The 17,699-nt window shown below is 61.6% G+C and carries 20 protein-coding genes; 11 read left to right on the forward strand and 9 right to left on the reverse strand.

The window, feature by feature from the left end:
* Positions 1-134: 134 nt before the first annotated feature.
* A complete protein-coding gene (locus FP026_RS01010; RefSeq protein WP_149632785.1) occupies positions 135-1,109 on the reverse strand; it encodes a quinone oxidoreductase family protein in 975 nt (324 codons plus the stop codon).
* Positions 1,110-1,167: 58 nt separating this feature from the next.
* Here FP026_RS01010 and FP026_RS01015 point away from each other — a divergent pair, with 58 nt between their 5' ends.
* Together FP026_RS01015 and FP026_RS01020 are read left to right on the forward strand one after the other, a co-directional pair.
* On the forward strand, positions 1,168-2,082 hold the full coding sequence (locus FP026_RS01015; protein ID WP_246665201.1) for a LysR family transcriptional regulator: 915 nt from the start codon (positions 1,168-1,170) through the stop codon (positions 2,080-2,082).
* 103 nt (positions 2,083-2,185) lie between these two features.
* On the forward strand, positions 2,186-3,823 hold the full coding sequence (locus FP026_RS01020) for a SulP family inorganic anion transporter (RefSeq protein WP_149632786.1): 1,638 nt from the start codon (positions 2,186-2,188) through the stop codon (positions 3,821-3,823).
* 9 nt (positions 3,824-3,832) lie between these two features.
* Here FP026_RS01020 and FP026_RS01025 read toward each other — a convergent pair whose 3' ends face one another.
* Complete coding sequence (locus FP026_RS01025; RefSeq protein ID WP_348642296.1) at positions 3,833-4,507, reverse strand: 2'-5' RNA ligase family protein; 675 nt, start codon at positions 4,505-4,507, stop codon at positions 3,833-3,835.
* Between the two features lie 171 nt (positions 4,508-4,678).
* Here FP026_RS01025 and FP026_RS30070 point away from each other — a divergent pair, with 171 nt between their 5' ends.
* Both FP026_RS30070 and FP026_RS01030 read left to right on the forward strand, forming a co-directional pair.
* The gene (locus FP026_RS30070) at positions 4,679-4,816 is read left to right on the forward strand and encodes a hypothetical protein (RefSeq protein WP_188112463.1); all 138 of its coding nucleotides are present in this window, start codon (positions 4,679-4,681) and stop codon (positions 4,814-4,816) included.
* 139 nt (positions 4,817-4,955) lie between these two features.
* Positions 4,956-5,519: a methylated-DNA--[protein]-cysteine S-methyltransferase gene (locus FP026_RS01030; protein ID WP_149632788.1), complete on the forward strand. Its 564-nt coding sequence runs from the start codon at positions 4,956-4,958 to the stop codon at positions 5,517-5,519.
* Positions 5,520-5,555: 36 nt separating this feature from the next.
* Here FP026_RS01030 and FP026_RS01035 read toward each other — a convergent pair whose 3' ends face one another.
* The 3 genes from FP026_RS01035 to FP026_RS01045 all read right to left on the reverse strand — a co-directional run bounded on the left by FP026_RS01035 (position 5,556) and on the right by FP026_RS01045 (position 7,135).
* Positions 5,556-6,107 (reverse strand): GNAT family N-acetyltransferase, encoded by a 552-nt coding sequence (locus tag FP026_RS01035; protein WP_149632789.1) that lies wholly within the window; start codon positions 6,105-6,107, stop codon positions 5,556-5,558.
* A 134-nt stretch (positions 6,108-6,241) separates the two neighbouring features.
* Positions 6,242-6,745 carry a hypothetical protein gene (locus FP026_RS01040; RefSeq protein ID WP_149632790.1) on the reverse strand — a complete coding sequence of 168 codons (504 nt, stop codon included), beginning with the start codon at positions 6,743-6,745 and terminating at the stop codon, positions 6,242-6,244.
* Positions 6,746-6,793: 48 nt separating this feature from the next.
* Positions 6,794-7,135: a hypothetical protein gene (locus FP026_RS01045; RefSeq protein WP_188112464.1), complete on the reverse strand. Its 342-nt coding sequence runs from the start codon at positions 7,133-7,135 to the stop codon at positions 6,794-6,796.
* 131 nt (positions 7,136-7,266) lie between these two features.
* Here FP026_RS01045 and FP026_RS01050 point away from each other — a divergent pair, with 131 nt between their 5' ends.
* From FP026_RS01050 to FP026_RS01065, 4 genes are all read left to right on the forward strand, one after another.
* Complete coding sequence (locus FP026_RS01050; protein ID WP_149632791.1) at positions 7,267-8,178, forward strand: LysR family transcriptional regulator; 912 nt, start codon at positions 7,267-7,269, stop codon at positions 8,176-8,178.
* A 231-nt stretch (positions 8,179-8,409) separates the two neighbouring features.
* A complete protein-coding gene (locus FP026_RS01055) occupies positions 8,410-8,850 on the forward strand; it encodes a hypothetical protein (RefSeq protein ID WP_149632792.1) in 441 nt (146 codons plus the stop codon).
* A gap of 149 nt (positions 8,851-8,999) precedes the next feature.
* A complete protein-coding gene (locus FP026_RS01060; protein WP_149632793.1) occupies positions 9,000-9,692 on the forward strand; it encodes a DUF899 family protein in 693 nt (230 codons plus the stop codon).
* An 85-nt stretch (positions 9,693-9,777) separates the two neighbouring features.
* A complete protein-coding gene (locus tag FP026_RS01065) occupies positions 9,778-10,221 on the forward strand; it encodes a DUF3224 domain-containing protein (protein ID WP_188112465.1) in 444 nt (147 codons plus the stop codon).
* Between the two features lie 316 nt (positions 10,222-10,537).
* Here the strand turns inward: FP026_RS01065 and FP026_RS01070 are convergent, their stop codons facing one another.
* Entirely contained in the window at positions 10,538-11,434 is an 897-nt protein-coding gene (locus FP026_RS01070; RefSeq protein ID WP_149632795.1) for a LysR family transcriptional regulator, read from the reverse strand.
* Between the two features lie 268 nt (positions 11,435-11,702).
* On the opposite strand from FP026_RS01070, the gene FP026_RS01075 reads away from it, so the two are divergent.
* Together FP026_RS01075 and FP026_RS01080 are read left to right on the forward strand one after the other, a co-directional pair.
* Positions 11,703-12,437, forward strand: a complete 735-nt coding sequence (locus FP026_RS01075) for an SDR family NAD(P)-dependent oxidoreductase (protein WP_149632796.1) — start codon at positions 11,703-11,705, stop codon at positions 12,435-12,437.
* A 41-nt stretch (positions 12,438-12,478) separates the two neighbouring features.
* Positions 12,479-13,078 (forward strand): NADPH-dependent F420 reductase, encoded by a 600-nt coding sequence (locus tag FP026_RS01080; RefSeq protein ID WP_149632797.1) that lies wholly within the window; start codon positions 12,479-12,481, stop codon positions 13,076-13,078.
* A gap of 185 nt (positions 13,079-13,263) precedes the next feature.
* On the opposite strand, the gene FP026_RS01085 is transcribed toward FP026_RS01080, so the two are convergent.
* Positions 13,264-14,157: a LysR family transcriptional regulator gene (locus FP026_RS01085; protein ID WP_149632798.1), complete on the reverse strand. Its 894-nt coding sequence runs from the start codon at positions 14,155-14,157 to the stop codon at positions 13,264-13,266.
* Positions 14,158-14,263: 106 nt separating this feature from the next.
* Here FP026_RS01085 and FP026_RS01090 point away from each other — a divergent pair, with 106 nt between their 5' ends.
* Positions 14,264-15,133 (forward strand): SDR family oxidoreductase, encoded by an 870-nt coding sequence (locus FP026_RS01090; protein ID WP_149632799.1) that lies wholly within the window; start codon positions 14,264-14,266, stop codon positions 15,131-15,133.
* 41 nt (positions 15,134-15,174) lie between these two features.
* On the opposite strand, the gene FP026_RS01095 is transcribed toward FP026_RS01090, so the two are convergent.
* Together FP026_RS01095 and FP026_RS01100 are read right to left on the reverse strand one after the other, a co-directional pair.
* Positions 15,175-16,377: a lipase family protein gene (locus tag FP026_RS01095; protein ID WP_149632800.1), complete on the reverse strand. Its 1,203-nt coding sequence runs from the start codon at positions 16,375-16,377 to the stop codon at positions 15,175-15,177.
* Positions 16,378-16,799: 422 nt separating this feature from the next.
* Complete coding sequence (locus FP026_RS01100) at positions 16,800-17,672, reverse strand: NmrA family NAD(P)-binding protein (RefSeq protein WP_149632801.1); 873 nt, start codon at positions 17,670-17,672, stop codon at positions 16,800-16,802.
* Positions 17,673-17,699: the final 27 nt, after the last annotated feature.

Genomic DNA, 17,699 nt, shown 5'->3' on the forward strand with positions numbered 1-17,699 from the left:
AGGCAAAAGCGGGCGTGGTCAACGAATTGCTGCCTTGCAGCAAAAGCGATTGACGGGATGAATCGATTGTGCGTGGGAACCGAAGCCGAGCATTGGGAAAGCGGGGCCGGTTTGCAGGCCCCGCTTGAAAGGCCTTACATCGTCAAGACGACACTCGCCGTCGTTCGTCCCGCCTCGAGATCGGCATGAGCTTTCGCCGCATCCTTCAGCTTGTATTCGGCGCCGATCGGGTTGATGAGCCCGTCCTGCAGAGCCGCCATCAGCGCGGTCGTGCCTTGGCGATAGAGCTCGGGATCGTTGGCATAGGTCAGCACGCTCGGGCGAGACAGGCCGATCGCGCGGGGAGCGGTCAGCTCTTCTATCTGGATCGGCGGGATGGGCCCGGCCGCCTGACCGAGGCTTGCGACCATTCCGAAAGGACGAACAGCGGCAAACGTCTGCGACAGCATGGTGCCGCCGATCCCATCTACGGCAAGATGCACGCCACGGCGATCGGCGATGCGGCGCGTTTCCACGACCCAATCCTCGGATGTGTGCAGGAGAACCACGTCGGCTCCGGCCTCGTAGGCGAAACCAGCCTTGGCTTCGGAACCGACCGTCGCGATGACGTTCGCGCCGATCCGCTTGGCAAGGCGCGTGACAAGCTGGCCGAGGCCGCCCGCTCCGGCGTGAACCAACACCCATTCGCCTGCTTTCACGGGATAGACCTTTTGCAGCACCATATGCGCCGTCAGTCCGCGCAGCATGGTACTGCCGGCGACGCGCTCGCTGACGCCATTGGGCAGTTTCACCAGCCGGGCGGCCGATAGCGTGCGCACCTCGGCATAGCTGCCGAGTGGATGGCCGATATAGGCGACGCGGTCGCCCGCCTTCAGCTCGCTGACACCGGGGCCAAGGGCCTCGACGACGCCGGCGCCTTCGAAGCCGAGCACGCTCTGGCCCGGCGGCAGCGGATAGAGCCCGGAACGGACATAGATATCGACGAAGTTGACGCCTGAGATGCTTTGGTGGATCCGGACCTGGCCGGGACCTGGCTCTGTGACGGGGAGATCGACGGCTTTCATGGCTTCAGGGCCGCCGGGGCCGGTAATGGCAATCGCTAGGGGCATGCGGAAGTCTCCTTTCAGGAGATCTTTGACCATAAACATCGACATGAATAAATTCGGTATGAACTCACCGTATCTGTGCAATAATGCACCGATGATCGACTGGCAGGACCTTCTTCACTTTGCCGCCCTGGCACGAACCGGCTCGCTTTCCGCGGCGGCGCGGGAGCTTGGCGTGGATCACGCAACGGTTGGCCGCCGTATTGCCGCGCTGGAGCGCTCGCTTGATCTGCGCCTGATCGATCGGCGGCCGCGCACCTCGCCCCTGACGGCCGACGGCCGCGCCATTGCCGAACTGGTGGCGGGAATGGAGGAAAATGTCGAAGCGATCAGGCGCTATTCGAAGAGCGCCGTCGCCGGGCTTTCCGCCGCGGTCAAGGTCAGCGCGCCGCCATCGATCGCCGCCCATCTTCTCGCCCCGAAAGCGGCACTCTTTCGTGAAGAGCATCCGGACATCACCCTGACGATTGCCGGCGTCACCCGCCGCGCCGCGCTCAACTACGGAGAGGCCGATATCGCCGTGCGTATGACGCGGCCGGAAGAGAGCGATCTCTTGGTTCGGCGTATCGGCGTCATGCGCTTCGGCCTTTACGCCATTCCGACCGTGGCGCAAAGGCGCGAGGAGGAGTGGGTCTTCATCGGCTACGATGCGGCAATGGAGCATCTGACGCAGCAGACCTGGCTTCGCAGCCTGCTGGAAGGCCGCCCGATCGTATTTCGCGCCACCGATGTCTTCGGCCAGCTAGAGGCAGCCCGCGCCGGCCTCGGCGTCGTAGCGCTTCCAGCCTTTCTGGGCGATAGCGAAGCGGGGCTGACGCGCCTGCCGGTCGCTGTTCCATCACCCACGCGAGACCTCTGGCTGGTTACCTATCCTGATCTGCGCCGTTCGCCGGCCATCCGCGCGGTGATGGATTTCGTCAGCGACATCATCGGTCGAAGCTGCCCGTTACGCGGCGGCGCGGAGACAGCTGCCTAAGGCCAGGTTCCGACTTGTATTTTCCTGTTGCAGCCCGGCGGCGAATCTCTATCCATAGATGAGTGGCCATAGATGGATGGGCCATACCTACGGTCGGTGATCGATGACGAAGCTGGGCAGTTGGTTCGTGATGGACAGGGCGGATCTCGTCGCGGGCATATCGGTTGCAGGCCTGATGCTGCCTGAAGCGGTCGCTTACGCAGGCATTGCCGGCTTGCCGCCGCATCGGGCCATTCTTGCCGGCATTGCCGGATGCCTGGTCTATGCCATATTCGGCCGCAGCCGGTTTGCCATCGTCTCTCCCACATCCTCGTCGGCCGCCATTCTCGCCGCGACATTGGCGGTGGTTCCGGGCGATGCCACGGTCAAGGCGGGCCTTGCCACTGTTGCCGTGATGCTTGCCGGCATTCTGTTCGTCGTTGCCGGCGCATTGCGCCTCGGCGGCATCACCGGCTTTATTTCACGGCCGGTGCTGCGGGGCTTCGCGCTGGGACTGGCAATCACCATCATCCTGCACCAGCTGCCGATCCTGGTCGGCGTACCCGTGCAGGGTTCGAACATTCTCACCTATGCGGCAGCGCTCTTCGGCGCGGTCCTGCAATGGAATCCGATCAGCGTTGCCGTCGGCGTCGTCGCGCTGGCGGCATTGTTGCTGCTGAAGCGGCTGCCGGGCGTTCCCGGCGCCTTCCTCGTGCTCGCCGCCGGCATCCTCGCCTCCTACCTCTTTGGCCTGGAGGGCTACGGCGTCAAGCTGGTCGGCCCTATCGAGATCCTGCCGCAATGGCCGTCGCTGCCGGATGCCGGCTGGGCCGCCTATTCACGCCTGGTGCAGTTCACCGTGCCGCTCGTCCTCATCCTCTTTGCCGAATCCTGGGGCACGATGCGGGCCTTGGCGCTGCGCTACGGCGAGACGCTGGAGGTCAACCGCGAGCTTGGTGCGCTCGGTGCCGCCAATATTGCCAGCGCCGTCGTCCAGGGCATGCCGGTCGGTGCGGGTTTTTCCGCCGGCTTCGCCAGCGAGGCGGCGGGGGCGAAGACGCGGGCGACCACCGTCTTTGCCGCGATCGGTCTTGCGATCCTGATTGCCTGCGCCGGGCCGCTCGTTGCGCTTCTGCCCGAGCCGGTGCTGGCCGCCGTGGTAATCGCGGCTCTGACCCATGCGCTCGACCCCGGCCCGATCCTGCGCCTGCGCCGCCTGCATCGCGATTTCTATGTGGCGCTGGGTGCCGCTGTCGGCGTGCTGGCCTTCGGCGTCCTCAACGGCATGCTGCTGGCGATCGCACTCTCGCTCGCCGCCATGATGCATCGCCTGACTTCGCCGCATGTGGCGCGCCTGGGTCGGCTGAACAACAGCCATGACTTCATCGATGTCGGCAGGCATGACGATGCCTCCGAAATACCCGGCATTGCCATCTGGCGCCCGGGCGAAACCCTGTTTTTCGGCAATGCCGATACGATCTTCGGCGAGATCCTGTCGGGCAGCCGTGGCGAAACCGGCTTGCGGGCGATTATCCTCAGCCTGGAAGAAAGCTCCGATATCGACAGCACGGCAATGGACGCCCTGATGGAGTTCGACAGCGCCATGCAGCGCAGGGGTCTGCGCGTCCAGTTTGCCCGCGTGCATGACCGCGTTCGCGATCTCATGACGGCCGCAGGTGTTGCCGACGTCGAGCACCGCTGCAGCTTCAGCGTCGACGATGCCGTGGCGGCGGTGATGGATGGCCGCGGGCCAAAGGCCTGAACGTCCCTCTCAGTCGCGCAGCGTCCAATAGCAAAGATGCTGGTGGATTGATTGACCCTGTAGGCTGTTGATGAGGACGAAGTCTTTCGCTGTCCAGCTCACGGGTTCCTCAAGCATGATGTCGGGAACGAGCTGCCCATGATAGAGCAGCGTCATATGCGGTTCGACAGGCTTTTCTTTCGCCGGCGTAATCCCGGTGAGCCGCATGGCATCGACCAATTCTTGGTAGATCGCCTTGAGTTCGGCGTTCCCATCCTTGTTCCATAGAACAAGCGGGCGATTATCGCCATTGCCGAAACCGACGGCCCGATCGAAAACCACGGGGCAGGATGGCTTCCTAACCCTCGAGGCAGCTTCCATCGCTGCAAACGCCATCTCCTCGGGCAAGCAGCGAAACGAGCCAATCGTAAAGAGTGTCACATGAAGGAGATCAGCGCGTCGTGGTTTGGCGAAAGAACGGTATTGCCGATGGAAGTTGCCCGCGAGCTTGAAACTCCGTGCTGCGGTTTCCGGATCGGGAAGGACAGCGAAATAGAGTTCGCTGATTGGCCATTGATCGATTGGCGTTGATGTCCGGCTACACGATCCGCCGCTGAAATAGAGCGAGAGTTGCCCATTGTTCTTCATGGGTCGCTTCAAAGCTCGATCGCTTTGCCTCCTCCTGTTTTGGATTATCAGGAGCATAGGACAGCGCAATCGCTAAATCAAGAACAAATAGGGAACATTTGTCAGATTCGCGATCCCAACGACGAGCGGATCTCATTTCAAAAATGCGATCGAATAAAAGGTCGGCTTGATCCGTTCATTCCAGGTTCGGGCTTTCGTGCCCATTCTCGCCAACAAGGAATGTCAGCCATGTTCACCAGATCAGTCTTCACCGCCCTGTTTCTCGCACTCATTGGCCTCGGTATCGCTTCTTGTTCCACGACCGGTGGCAGCGGTTCCGGCAGCGGCATGACACAGAATTCCTCTCCGGCCGGCGGCGGATATTGATACGCCTGCCAGCTAAGGTCTCACGGTCGCTCCGCGGTCACTAAAACAGTGGCAATTGCCGATCTTCGCAAGAATCGGGTTGAATTCGACGCTTCCGAGGACGATTTTCATGACAAGTGGAAACACAGGAGCTTTCGTCATGAGTGAGACAAGGCAGAATTACCTGATCTTCGAAACCGCCGGTGGCTTTTGCGGCATCGCGTGGAGCGATGTCGGCGTCCTGCGCTTTCAATTGCCGACGAAGGATGCCGGAGCGACCGAGCGCCTGCTGCGGCGCCGCCTGTCGAATGCGCAGCCAGGCACGCCGACGCCCGAGGTGGCGGAGGTGGTCGCCAAGGTGAAGCGCTATTTCGCGGGCGAGGAGATCGACTTCTCGGGCGTCACGCTCGACCTTGGCGAGCAGGATGCGTTTTTCAAGCAGATCTACGATGCTGCCCGTCAGGTCGGCTGGGGGCATACCACCACCTACGGGACGCTGGCCAAGCAGCTTGGCGCGGGGCCTGAGGCCGCGCGGGATGTCGGCCAGGCCATGGCCAAGAATCCGGTGGCGCTGATCATTCCCTGCCATCGTGTTCTGGCGGCCGGCGGCAAGATCGGCGGCTTTTCGGCGCCCGGCGGCTCGAATGCCAAGGCGCGCATGCTGGAGCTGGAGGGCGTCCAGCTCGCGCCGCCGAAGCCGGTGCAGCAGTCGCTTGGATTTTAAGCGTCCAGCCGGACGAATGATCTGGTCCGGCTCGTTCTATCCTTCCGCTGCCCGGCGGGCGCGGGAAAACAACAACGTGTCCTTGTCGTTCAAGCGGGTGGGTCTCGGATCGCGATAGCCCGCCTTTTCGGCGACTCGGATCGAGGCCCTGTTATCGGGCGAGATCAGGCAGACGCTGCGATTAAATCGCGGCTGCTCGTCGAGCCAGGCAAGGGCAGCGGCAAGCGCCTCTGTGGCAAAGCCCTTGCCGTGTGCCCACGCCGCCAATGCCCAGCCGGCCTCGGGAATGCCCTTGATCGCCGGCTCCATCATCCGATGAAAATCGGCAAAACCGAGATCGCCGGCATATCGGCCTGACGATTTCTCGCGGATTGCCCAATAGCCATGTCCCAGCAGCGGCCAGAGGCCGTGATAGGACAGCATCCGCATCCATGACTCCCTAGAAGTGGATACGACATTGCCGAAAATATGCTTCACGACCAGAGGATCGCTCCACATGCCGGCAAGCGGTTCGAAATCATCGAGCGTATGCGCCGTGAGAATGAGCCGTTCGGTTTCCAGTCGCGGCGGCGAGAGCGTGGGTTTCATTCAGGTCACTCTTTGGGTTAGGCGTTGGGAAATCTGCTGCAGACATCCGGCTAGACCTTGCGCCCTTCCGGTTATTTTTATTCATACACGAAATCCAGTAAGGCGTAGTGGCCGAATCGCGGTCCTCCGTCGCGTCATGCCGCTTGTTCCAATGCTCTTTTCTGCCATAGAATTGCGAAGGCGAGGCCATGGTTGGCGAGCAGCAACGGCACGTAAAGCGCAGGTATATAAATGCCGGCGCCAAAGAGGCCGGGATTTCCGATCCTTGTTATGCCCATGTAATAGGCGTTCAGAAGATCCATGGTTCCCCAGATATTGAATATCCAGACAATCGGAACCGCGATCGGCCACCGCCAGGAAACTGCGGCCATTGAAACGAGCGCGAGAACAGCGGCGATGAGATCGCCCCATGCGACCTGATTGGCGAAATCCGGGCTCAATTCAGGCGATACGAATCCGGATACCAGAAAGTTCATCCCCAGGAACCTGAACGCATGGAAAGCCGCGAGAAGTCTCAGCGCCTCACGGCGCGGCATTGCACGAACCGCTGGCCAGACATAGACGTAAGCCACCACCCAACTTGTCAGGAAGGCGCCGGCAACGCTGAGAACGAATGGAAGATTGAAGTCCGGTGGCATGCTCGGATTCCCTTATGTTTGTGGATATGTTTCGATATCTGCGGGTGCTCAGGGATTGGCCATGAGCAAGCGGAGCGGCCAAAGCGGGCCGATTGCGATGTATTCGTGGTCCATGAGATTTTGCCTGGCTAGGGGCAGGTCCTCCATGATCGCCTGCGCCTCGGCGACATCCCTGGAATCCAGCAGGAAGATGGCTCCGCGCCCGTCGCCCCGCGAATACCATTCGCGAATCTTTCCGCTGAGATAGAGCAGTACCGTCTGCTGGATTTCAGCGGGCATGACGGTCATGACTTGTTCGCGTGTGACGTCCGCCTTCACGGTAAGGATGATCATTATCCCGGTGGTTGCGGGCGAGATGGCCTGTGTCTGAGCAGGGGTTGGATGGGTCATGGAAGCAGCTCCTGTGAGAGTGGGTCGGCTACAGATCGTTTTCACGGTCTCGTTTCGGCGACGTCCTGATTTACAACTCAAACATATGGTTGCTTTTCACGAGCGACTATTCTCGATAATGTCGACGAGTTATGAAGCAGAACTTCACAGTCAGGCAGGGTGCACTCGATGGCGTCGAGGCCTTCCTGAGTGTTGCCCAGCACCGCAGTTTTCGCAAAGCGGCCGCGGAGCTCGGGGTAACGCCATCGGCAGTCAGCCAGGCGGTGCGGACGCTCGAGACGCGTATCGGCGCGGCACTTTTCATCCGCACGACACGCAGTGTCGGCCTGAGCGAGGCCGGCGAGCGATTTCACGCGCGTGCAAAGCCTGCGTTCGAGGAGCTTGTCGCCGCAAGCCATGGCGCGCGCGACCTTGGTCAGCGGCCCGCCGGACTATTGCGCCTCACGGTGCCGCAGGCGGTGGTGCCGATCCTGCTGGAGCCGCTGATCGCATCCTTTTGCCAGGCCTATCCCGAGATCGAGGTGGAGATCGCGGCAAGCGCGGACCTGGTCGATATCGCCGCCGAAGGGTTTGATGCCGGCGTCCGGTTCGGCCAGTTCATCGCCGCGGACATGGTTGCGGTTCGGCTGACCCCGCCTTTCCCCCTCGTGGTCGTCGGCAGCCCCGAATATCTGCGCCGGCAGGGAAGGCCCGAGCATATCGACGATCTGCGCCAGCATGCATGCTTGCGCATGCGCCGCTCAAACGCGTCGATCGCGCCTTGGTCCTTTGTTGACAACAACAAGTCGATCGAAGCGATCGTCTCGGGCCCGCTGATCGCGCACGATTTTCCCACCATTCTTGGTGCGGCGGCGGAAGATATGGGGCTCGCGCAAGTGCCCGAGCCGATCGCCGCCAGCCTGGTCAAAGCAGGCAAGCTCGAGCGTGTTCTGGAGCCATTCGCACCCATGGCGCCGGGCATGTTTCTGTACTATCCCAGCCGCCATCAAATGATGCCGAAATTGCGGGCCTTCGTCGACCACGTCAAACGCCGCAAGTCTTAGGCTGCGTGCATCGAGAAAGGAAGACGTCATGCAATATTCGGTGTCTTCCTGGGTGGAAGGCAGTGCCGTTGCCCCCGTTTCCGCCCTGCTATTTAGATAGGTTCTAACGCTTTGTTATTACCTTGCTTTGGAACTAAAGGTCGTGCGAGATCGTTTATCTTTAACTTTGATACGACGCTGATGTCGTTCCCGGCCGGCTGGGTAAGCGGCGTTCTTAAGGGACATCTCATCATGAAGATTTCGTCTGGATTTCGTTCAGTCGCGGTTGCCGCCATCGCCGCCGCGGGGATTGGCTTTGCCAGCGCCGCGCATGCCGATAGTGGCACGATCCGTTTTGCCGTCTACAAGGCGGCTTTCTTTGTTGGTGGCTCCGGAGGGGAGGGTACGCTGACCTTCCATGGCCGGCGCTATCCCGTCTCGATCGGCGGCATCTCGGGCGGCCTCGCCTTCGGTGCTTCCAAGACCTATTTCAGCGGTACCGTGCGCCACATTCGTCGCGCCCGGGATGTCAGCGGCGTCTACGGTGCAGCGGGCGGCGGCGGCGCGATCGGCAAAGGTGCCCAGATGATCGTCATGACCAATGACAAGGGCGCCCAGCTCGAGCTGACGGGCCGGCAAGTCGGCCTGCAGGTCAACGCCGATATTAGCGGTATGAGCATCACCGTGAAGTAAGGCGCCAACCCGTTCGTCATTCTTTGGCTGTGCCCGATTCGCTTGATTTGGCGATCGGGCACTTCCAAGGAATCTCATATTCATTCCGGAACCTGATCCCCACCGGATCGTTTGAAGCTCAGTGATTGAAATGCATCACGGAGGTCCACATGTTGACACCTGCCGCCGCACTCGCCCAAAAAGCCAAGACGCCATTTCCAGGCGAAAGTTCCGAATTTCGCGAAGCGCGTGAAGCGCTGCTGGCCGAGGAGATAGAGCTCCGCCGTCATCTTACGAGAGTAACCGAGCAGCGCCGCGCGCTGCCGCCCGGCCCAGTGATCGATAAGAACTACCGATTCAAAGAGGCAAATGGCGCGGAGGTCAGCTTGATAGAGCTGTTCGGCAAACACGATGCGTTGGTGACCTATTTCTGGATGTATGGGCCGCAGCGCGAGCGGCCATGCCCGATGTGCACCAACTGGCTCGGTGCGGTGAACGGCAATGCGGCCGACATCAAGCAGCGGGTCGCGCTAAAAATCCTGGGCCGCTCGCCAGTCGAACGTCAGCTTGCCTTTGCGGCCGAACGCGGGTGGCAAGACCTCGATTTCGTGCAAACCGTTGGCGACGACTACGCCAACGATCTCGGGCTCATCAACGAGGACGGCAGCGAGAATCCGGCGCTGGTCGTATTCAAGCGAGACAGCCACAAGGTTCGGCTGTTCTGGGCAAGCGGGATGACGAATGAAATGGCCGATCCGGGGCAGGACCCGCGAGACGCGCCCGACATCGCGTCGTTGTGGTCGATCCTCGACCTCACACCCGCCGGTCGCGGCACGGACTGGTACCCAAAGCTGAGCTATTGAACACCGTGCGCCTGCTCCCGCTCGATTGTTTTGAGGGGGATAACGTTTCGTCATGCCACGGCGACATTGTGAAAGGGAAGCGCAAATGAACGGCCGGGACTCTGTTGATCCGATCGGGCAATCTCGGGTGCTTGCGCGCACAATGGCCAGGACGAAGATCACCGTTCAGGACTCCGACGCCAAGCCTTACGACCGCACCGCAAGTCCGGCGTTGGTGGAGGTCCGCCTGACCGAAACTTTCACTGGAGATATCGATGGCGAATCAACGGTTCGGGCTTTGCAGGTCCTCGGTGCCGATCGATCCGCCAGCCTCGTCAGCGTGCAGCGTTTCCGTGGGAGACTGGGCGGACGCCACGGCACCTTCGTGCTTCAAGGCTCGGAAATCGTCGAGAACGGCAAGATCAAGGCAGCGTGGTTTGTCGTTCCCGGATCGGGGACAGGTGATCTTTCCGGGCTGCGCGGCGAGGGCGGCTTTGAAGGACACTTTGGAAAAGGGTCCGACGGAACGCTGGATTATTGGTTCGAATGATGCCATCGGCGAAGTCGAGGTCGTTTTCCTTGGTATGGTAGAACGGCATGTCGGGTGACAATCGATTCGAGGGAAATTGGCCGGATTGGACGATATCAGTCTACGATTGCGATTTTCAATGTGGGCAGATCCGAGCACGCCAGCGGTGGCTCAAACCACCCATGCGTCATGACACACGAGCTCGTGAATCAGCGAGGCAAAGAGGCGGCCTGGGAAAAGCCATCCTCCTTCTGACGACCGCCGACCGAGCCGTACCGGCAGTTCTCAAAAAAGACCGTCACGCGGCTGTCTACCATTATCGGCGACTTGCTGCGCATCAGTCGCGCGATAAGGCCAGCCCCGCGAGAAGCGGAGCGTAAGCGGCGAGCTTGCTGGATATGAACTCCGTGAAGAGCTGCACGCGCTTCGTCTTGCGTGTCTCGCCCTGTGTGAGAAGCCAGAGCGTTCCGTACATGTGCAGATCGGTGCCTGGCACCCTCACCAGTAGGGGGTCGGCATCTCCGACGAAGCACGGCAGTGTCGTGATCCCGAGCCCTTGTCGGACAGCAACGATCTGCGCCTCGGGGTCCGCTGTCCTGAACGGAACCCCCGTCGTGCGAACCTCACCCTCGCTGACCCAGTCCGGTACCCCATGAATGCTTATGACGATCCACCGGATGGGATCAGGCGCGCCCGCACGCCATGCGGCCAGTCGATCGCGGGACATGTAGACGCCGCCGAACAGCTCCGGTCCCTTCAGGCCGTGAAGATTGAGCGGCAGGGTTTTGCGGTCATAGACGACGCGGATCGCGACATCGGCCTCTCGGTTGGTCAGATTTGCCAGCTCGCCGGACGACACGATGTCCACCTCGATGTCCGGATGCAGACGCGCGAAATCGGCGAGGTCCGGCATGAGCAGATGTGTCGCAAGGGTCGGAGCCAACGTCACTCGTAGAAGCCCGCGCACGCTCTGGTCCCGACCGAAGACGCGCGTCTCCAGCTGGTGCGACGACGCTTCCATCTGGTTCGCGAGCTCGAGGACCTCCTCACCCGCAGCCGTCAGGCGGTAGCCCGAAGGCAGCTTTTCGAACATCTGCGCCCCGAGGCGTTCCTCAAGCTGTGCGATGCGTCGCAGCACGGTCGAGTGATATACCCCGAGGCCCTCGGCGGCAGCCCGCACTGAGCCTCCGCGCGCCACGGCAAGAAAATAGCGAATGTCATCCCAGTCGATCATGGTGCAATCCGGCACCATGCGGTGCGCCTTCCAAAGCCCGTAACTAAGGCATCGTACAGCAGTGGGTGGGCTCATCATAGCTTATGTCGACTAGCGCGGCCCAATTCCGAACGGCGGACACCGATCGTCGCGGCTGGCGTCAGTCGTCCAGCCGGATCGATTTTGCACCACCGATGTGCGCGCTTCCGCACTCAACAACTGACGCCGGCGGACCCATTTCGAGGTTCTCGGGGGCAGATGCTGTCCCGACACCACGAAAGGAGAAGTCATGGGAAAGCTTGAAGGTAAGGTTGCGGTCATCACGGGTGGCTCGAGCGGCATGGCGCTGGCGAGCGCCAAGCGGTTCGTTGAAGAAGGCGCCTATGTTTTCATCACAGGCCGTAAACAGGAGGCGCTGGACGAGGCTGTCAAGCTGATCGGCCGGAACGTGACCGGCGTGCGTGGCGACGCGGCCAATCTCGACGACCTCGACCGCCTGTTTGATACGGTCAAGCGGGAAAAGGGCAAAATCGACATCCTGTATGCGAGCGCCGGCACGGGCGAAGCCGTCCCGCTGGGCGAGATTACCGAGCAGCATTTCGATGCGACTTTCGGCCTGAATACACGCGGCACGCTGTTCACGGTGCAGAAGGCGTTGCCGCTGTTCAACGATGGCGGATCGATCTTCATGACCGGATCAGTTGCTTCGCTCAAAGGTTTTCCTGGTTACAGCGTATATGCGGCGAGCAAGGCGGCGTTGCACGCATTCGCACGCGGGTGGCTCAACGAGCTGAAGGGCAGGAATATCCGGGTGAACGTGCTGCACCCGGGGCCGATCGCCACACCGATGCAGGACCAGGTTCTCACCGAGGAGGCGAAGCAGATGTTCGAATCCCTGATCCCGCGGGGAAAGATGGGGCGTCCTGAGGAAATTGCGACGGCCGCGCTGTTTCTTGCTTCAGACGATTCGAGCTTCGTGAATGGGCTGGAATTGTCTGTCGACGGCGGCTTCTCGGCCATCTGAAAGGCCGGGGAATCAATATCACCACGGATTGGAGAAGCACTATGAGCTATGCGATTATAGGATTCGGTAGGATAGGCCAGGCCCTCGCCCACGCCTTCGCCCGTAAAAACATCGACGTAACTGTTGCGAGCCGCCGGCCACCCGAGGCGTTGGCGCCGCAGGCTCAGGCGATTGGACCTATGGTCGTCGCCAAGTCGCTGCGGGATGCACTCGAGGCCGACACGATCATCTTGGCGGTCCCGTTCGGGGAGCATCGGGAGGTTGCGAAGGCCCTGCCGAGCTGGAAAGGCAAGACAGTCATCGACGCGACGAACGCGTTTCCAGTCCCTGAAGAGCTGGACGGTCTCCCGTCCTCCGCCTTCGTCGCGAAGGCGTTCACCGGTGCCAAGCTTGTCAAAGGGTTCAATCATTTGGTTGCGGCCACTCTGGCTGCCGATCCGGTCGTCGAGGGCGGCCACCGGGTCGTCTTTCTGTCGAGCGACGACGAGGACGCGATCGCTCCCGTGGCAGCCTTGGCCAAACAACTCGGGTTCGCACCCGTCAAGCTGGGAAGGCTCAACGAGGGCGGCGCGCTAGTGCACGCACGCGGCCGCACCTGGGGCCAGCTCATCTTCCAGGATTTATTCAAGAAGGAGCAGTAATAATCGATCCACGACCGTGTGATCGACGCCGAGAACTGGTTGCGCGCTGACGTCTTCGAGCAGCGCGCGACCGAATATTTGAAGGCCACAAAGTCGCGAAGATTGGGCCTGACGGCGTATAGGCGCCGTTCGAAGAGCGGGGGACGCAGCAGCCGTTTCACCAGCCTCCACGGCCGGGCCTCCGCTCATCGTTCGATATAGGCGGCAAGTTCGTCAGGTGTTCCTCGAGGGAAAGCTTCCTTAAGATAGTCGAGAAATGCCGACACGCGCGGGCTGAGTAGCCGCCGGGTCGGATAGAGCGCCCAAAGGGCGGTCTGAAATCCTTCCACTTCGCCCCAGCTGATCAATCGGCCTGTGGCCAGATCGGGGCCGGCAAGCGATAGGGGTAGACGCGCCGCGCCCGCGCCGGCGCGGACGGCATCGCGAACCATGATGAACGAGGAAACGCTTAGAACCGGCCTTGCCTCAAGGCGAAATTTTCCCGCTGAGCTTGTGACCTCCCATGTTTCAGCCTGGGCCATCGCCCCACGGGAGACAGAGGGAACGGCATTGCTGCCTGCCGGGCGCGGCAGCTCGGGGCTTGCCACGACGACAAGCCTATCGTGAAGGAAGACGCGCCCGACAAGGCTTTCATCCGGCTCCGGATTCACGCGTATGACCACATCATAGGCTTCCTCGATCATGTCGACGGCTCGGTCTTCCGTCGTGATCTCAAGCTGAACTTCGGGATATTTCCGGACAAATCCTGCTGCAAGCTTTCCCAACGCCGTCTGCGAGAACAGCAAGGGCGCACTGATCCGCAACCGGCCTCGGGGGCTATGTCCACCTGAAGCGATAGCCTTCGCCGTTTCGTCAAGTTCCGTCAGCAGCGTGCCCGTTCGCTCGAAGAGTGCGCGCCCCTCCTCCGTCAGCTTCAGCGTCCGTGCGCCGCGCTCGAACAGGCGCAGGTCGAGACTTGCCTCCAGCTCGGCCACCCGCCGCGACAAGGTTGCCTTCGGACGGCCGGCTGCACGCGCAGCCCTTCCGAACCCGCCATGGCGGGCGACCAGATTGAAATCGGCGAGAGCGAGCAGATCCATGTGTTCCACCAACGAGACAGTGAGTCCAAATAGAGCGTCTATCGAGATCAATGTGGATCATTAAATTGATGACTGTCAACTGAACACCCCAACCGGAGTAACCGCAATGACCATTCTCGTTACAGGCGCCACCGGCCGCGTCGGCCACCACGTCGTCGATCAACTCGTCAAGCGCGGTGCAAGGGTCCGCGTGCTCACCCGCGATCCCTCGAAGGCCAATGTCCCGGCCGGCGTCGAAGTCGCTCAGGGCGATCTGCTCGACATCGATGCCCTGCGCAGCGCCTTCAAGGGCGTGGGCACACTCTTCTTGCTCAACGCCGTCACCGGCGACGAATTCGCCCAGGCGATCATCGCGCTCAACATCGCCCGCGAGGCAGGCGTCGAACGCGTCGTCTATCTCTCCGTGTTCGAAGCCGATCGCGCGGTGAACGTGCCGCACTTCGCCGTGAAGTTCGGCGCCGAACGCATGCTCTTGCAGATGGGCTTCAGCGCCACCATCCTGCGCCCGACCTACTTCATCGACAATGAGCTGATGATCAAGGACGTGATCCTCAACCACGGCGTCTATCCGATGCCGATCGGCAGCAAAGGCGTCGCCATGGTGGACGCCCGCGATATCGCTGAGGTTGCCGCCATCGAGCTGATCCGTCGTGACCGGGCTCCCGGCAAGCTGCCAATCGAAACGATCAATCTGGTCGGTCCCGATACGCTGACCGGCCCGGTTGTGGCCAAGATCTGGTCGGACCTGCTCGGCCGCCCCGTTGTCTACGGCGGCGACGATCCCAGCGGATTCGAGCAGAACATGGCAAGCTTCATGCCGAAGTGGACCGCCTATGAGATGCGCCTGATGGCGGAACGCTACGTCAGCGACGGCATGATCCCCGAGATTGGCGACGTCGAGCGACTGACCATAATCCTCGGCCGCCCGCTGCACTCCTACCGGGCGTTTGCCACCAAGATTGCTGCCGTGGACTGAGGATCTGGCAGCTCAACCCCGTCCCGCCCCGCAGACCATCATTATCTATCGGTCGCCATCGTGCCAGTGAACCCGCCGGCGAAATCACGTTGATCCGCTGGCGGGTCTGGAAAGGTCTGAACTGAAGGCGCGACGCGCGCCTGTTCCTGCCGCCGGTTTCCGGCAAACCGGCCTGCGAACCATGAGATGGTCTGTGCCGCCGTCACACTGGCTGTCGTAGCGTGCGGACCGTCACCGGCGGCCACAAACAGCACCTTCTCGCCGCGACTGCACGCACGAGCGACGAAGTTGCGGGTGACCGCGGGCGCCACGACTTGGTCGCCCGCGCTCTGGGCGATCAGTAGCGGCGCGCCAGCAGAGACGCTCCCCGCAGAGTTCCGGCGCAGCAGGCCGCGCCACGGGTCGATGAGGGTGAGGTCGACATCGCGAAGTTGGCGACGCAGCCGCAGCACCTCGATCTTGGTCCGCAATGCCGGATCGGGACTCGAGCACCGGCCGGCAAGGCGCCGGATGACGCGTTGCGCGACGGGACGCGCGATTATGGAGAGGTCGACATCGTAGACTTCGGACCAGCTCTGCGCCGCAAACGCCGTCAGCGCAGCCCGCACGGTCGGGTTGACGCCGCCGCCTAGGTTGGCGGAGAGGTCGGTTGGAGGCGCAGCGGCCGCCACACCGACGATCTCAAGCTCGGGCGCATAGCGCTTCGAAACTTCGCCGGTGAAGAGTGCCGCGTGTGCGCCCTGCGACAGTCCCCAGACTCCGAAGCGCCTTCCAGCCCCAACTTGCGCCAGGCCCTGAGCCGCTCGCACCGAGTCAAGGAGCGACCGGGCTTCAGCCTCGCCCACCAGGTACGCGTTCGGTCCTGGCGTCCCGAGGCCCGGATAGTCCGTCGCCACCACCACCCACCCCTGCGCAATCAGGCCGGCGAGGTTTGGAATTGTCTCAAGGACATTGGGTTGCGCGGACGGCGCACACGCCTCGGCGATGCCGACGGTTGGGTGAGCCCAGGCCATAACGTCGCGCTTCAGACGACCAGCGCTGCCGCGCGGCGAGACTAGAACGCCTGTCGCCTCAGTCCGTCGCCCGGAGGCATCTGTTGTTTCGTAGCGGATCCGCCACGCCTGGAAACTGGCCGGCGCGTCCGCCATCCGCGCTGCTGAGATCAGCGACCCTGGCCGAGCTTGCGCTACCGACGGCTGCAGGGCGAGGGCGATCGCCAAGGCGGCAATACCTTTTGAAAGCACGATCACCTCCTCGTAAGAACGAATACCTAGGATACTTCGCCTGTATCACGGATGCGAGGGTATGTGTGGACGGCTCCACGCGCGCATAATTCTCCTGCGTTATTTCCCCTTTAGCGTGCGCCAGAGTATCCGGTATTCCCTCACTCCCACTCGATTGTTCTAAGCCATGGTAACGCATTGATCCACCGACGCAAATTTTCTCCGCGCACGACGAAGAATTGTGTCGAAGATCCGTCAGAAATTTTCGCTCTTGATTTCAAAGGGAAATTTCGGCGACTATCGGCACCGATTGATCGATTTTCGACCTTCTTAGACATGCCTTCACGATCAGTCCCATCGGCAAAAGACCGTCACGGCTGGCAAGAGCCTGAACGATACACGGAAGCAGGCAGTCCCCGTCTCATGCCTGATCCGTCCCCGACTTACGCCTTGGCGGCCTTCTGGGCCGCCGCGAATACATCGCGTGCGGGCGTCGTACCCACTACGTGCTCCGTACCCTCGGCTCCGAGGTCCATCCATCCTGCATTCACTGCCTCAAACATTTCTTCGGCAGGTCCGGTGTGGCCCTTCGGAATGCCGAACTGCTCAAACGCTTCGGCCCACTTTGCACGCGGGACTGCAAAGGCTTTCACGTCGAGATTCAGGACTTCACCCAATTGCTCCGCGACTTCATCCGCGCTGACCATCGAACCAAGCTCGGTCACGCGCTGCCCTGACCAGGCTGGCCCGCTCAAAAGGGCTGCAACCTCCGCGCCGATGTCGTTCGTCGCGACCATGGTCGATTTCCGGTTTGTCGGATTGTAGTAGACCGGTAGCGTTCCGCCCTTGGCGACCTGCAAGCCGTAGAGGAAGTTTTCGAAGAATCCGCCAGCGCGCACAAAGGTGACCGGGGATTTCAGGTTTCGAAAGCCTTGCTCCAGAAGCGATAAGGCCGTGATCATTCCGAGCCCGCTGGTTCGGTTCGCACCCATCGACGAAAGCGCAACCACCCGCGGCGGCGCTGCCTTGGTGAGCGCCTCGACATAGTTCGCAATCACGCCCTTTGCTTCCTTGTAATCGGGCGAGGGCGCCCAGACAGCCGGCAACATAACAAAAGCACCTTCGACGCCCTTGAGCGCCTGCTCGATGGCTGCCGAGTCATTCCAATCGCCGTCTACCAGTTCCACGCCCCGGCTCGCCCAGTTAGCCGCCTTTTCGCGATTGCGGACGAGCGCGCGTACCTCCTTGCCGTGGGCCAATAGATGTTCTGCCGTTGCGCCGCCCACTTTTCCCGTGATTCCCATTACCAAAAACATGCGTTTTCTCCTGATTTTTAGGGACAG

It is taken from the genome of Martinezella tropici (assembly GCF_008370325.1).
Taxonomy (GTDB): Bacteria; Pseudomonadota; Alphaproteobacteria; order Rhizobiales; family Rhizobiaceae; genus Rhizobium; species Rhizobium tropici_B.

Excerpts from the sequence above, each read along its gene's own strand:
- FP026_RS01010 (WP_149632785.1), bottom strand. The coding sequence starts at position 1,109 with ATGCCCCTAGCGATTGCCATTACCGGCCCCGGCGGCCCTGAAGCCATG.
- FP026_RS01015 (WP_246665201.1), top strand. The coding sequence starts at position 1,168 with ATGAACTCACCGTATCTGTGCAATAATGCACCGATGATCGACTGGCAG.
- FP026_RS01020 (WP_149632786.1), top strand. The coding sequence starts at position 2,186 with ATGACGAAGCTGGGCAGTTGGTTCGTGATGGACAGGGCGGATCTCGTC.
- FP026_RS01025 (WP_348642296.1), bottom strand. The coding sequence starts at position 4,507 with ATGCTCCTGATAATCCAAAACAGGAGGAGGCAAAGCGATCGAGCTTTG.
- FP026_RS30070 (WP_188112463.1), top strand. The coding sequence starts at position 4,679 with ATGTTCACCAGATCAGTCTTCACCGCCCTGTTTCTCGCACTCATTGGC.
- FP026_RS01030 (WP_149632788.1), top strand. The coding sequence starts at position 4,956 with ATGAGTGAGACAAGGCAGAATTACCTGATCTTCGAAACCGCCGGTGGC.
- FP026_RS01035 (WP_149632789.1), bottom strand. The coding sequence starts at position 6,107 with ATGAAACCCACGCTCTCGCCGCCGCGACTGGAAACCGAACGGCTCATT.
- FP026_RS01040 (WP_149632790.1), bottom strand. The coding sequence starts at position 6,745 with ATGCCACCGGACTTCAATCTTCCATTCGTTCTCAGCGTTGCCGGCGCC.
- FP026_RS01045 (WP_188112464.1), bottom strand. The coding sequence starts at position 7,135 with ATGACCCATCCAACCCCTGCTCAGACACAGGCCATCTCGCCCGCAACC.
- FP026_RS01050 (WP_149632791.1), top strand. The coding sequence starts at position 7,267 with ATGAAGCAGAACTTCACAGTCAGGCAGGGTGCACTCGATGGCGTCGAG.
- FP026_RS01055 (WP_149632792.1), top strand. The coding sequence starts at position 8,410 with ATGAAGATTTCGTCTGGATTTCGTTCAGTCGCGGTTGCCGCCATCGCC.
- FP026_RS01060 (WP_149632793.1), top strand. The coding sequence starts at position 9,000 with ATGTTGACACCTGCCGCCGCACTCGCCCAAAAAGCCAAGACGCCATTT.
- FP026_RS01065 (WP_188112465.1), top strand. The coding sequence starts at position 9,778 with ATGAACGGCCGGGACTCTGTTGATCCGATCGGGCAATCTCGGGTGCTT.
- FP026_RS01070 (WP_149632795.1), bottom strand. The coding sequence starts at position 11,434 with ATGATCGACTGGGATGACATTCGCTATTTTCTTGCCGTGGCGCGCGGA.
- FP026_RS01075 (WP_149632796.1), top strand. The coding sequence starts at position 11,703 with ATGGGAAAGCTTGAAGGTAAGGTTGCGGTCATCACGGGTGGCTCGAGC.
- FP026_RS01080 (WP_149632797.1), top strand. The coding sequence starts at position 12,479 with ATGAGCTATGCGATTATAGGATTCGGTAGGATAGGCCAGGCCCTCGCC.
- FP026_RS01085 (WP_149632798.1), bottom strand. The coding sequence starts at position 14,157 with ATGGATCTGCTCGCTCTCGCCGATTTCAATCTGGTCGCCCGCCATGGC.
- FP026_RS01090 (WP_149632799.1), top strand. The coding sequence starts at position 14,264 with ATGACCATTCTCGTTACAGGCGCCACCGGCCGCGTCGGCCACCACGTC.
- FP026_RS01100 (WP_149632801.1), bottom strand. The coding sequence starts at position 17,672 with ATGTTTTTGGTAATGGGAATCACGGGAAAAGTGGGCGGCGCAACGGCA.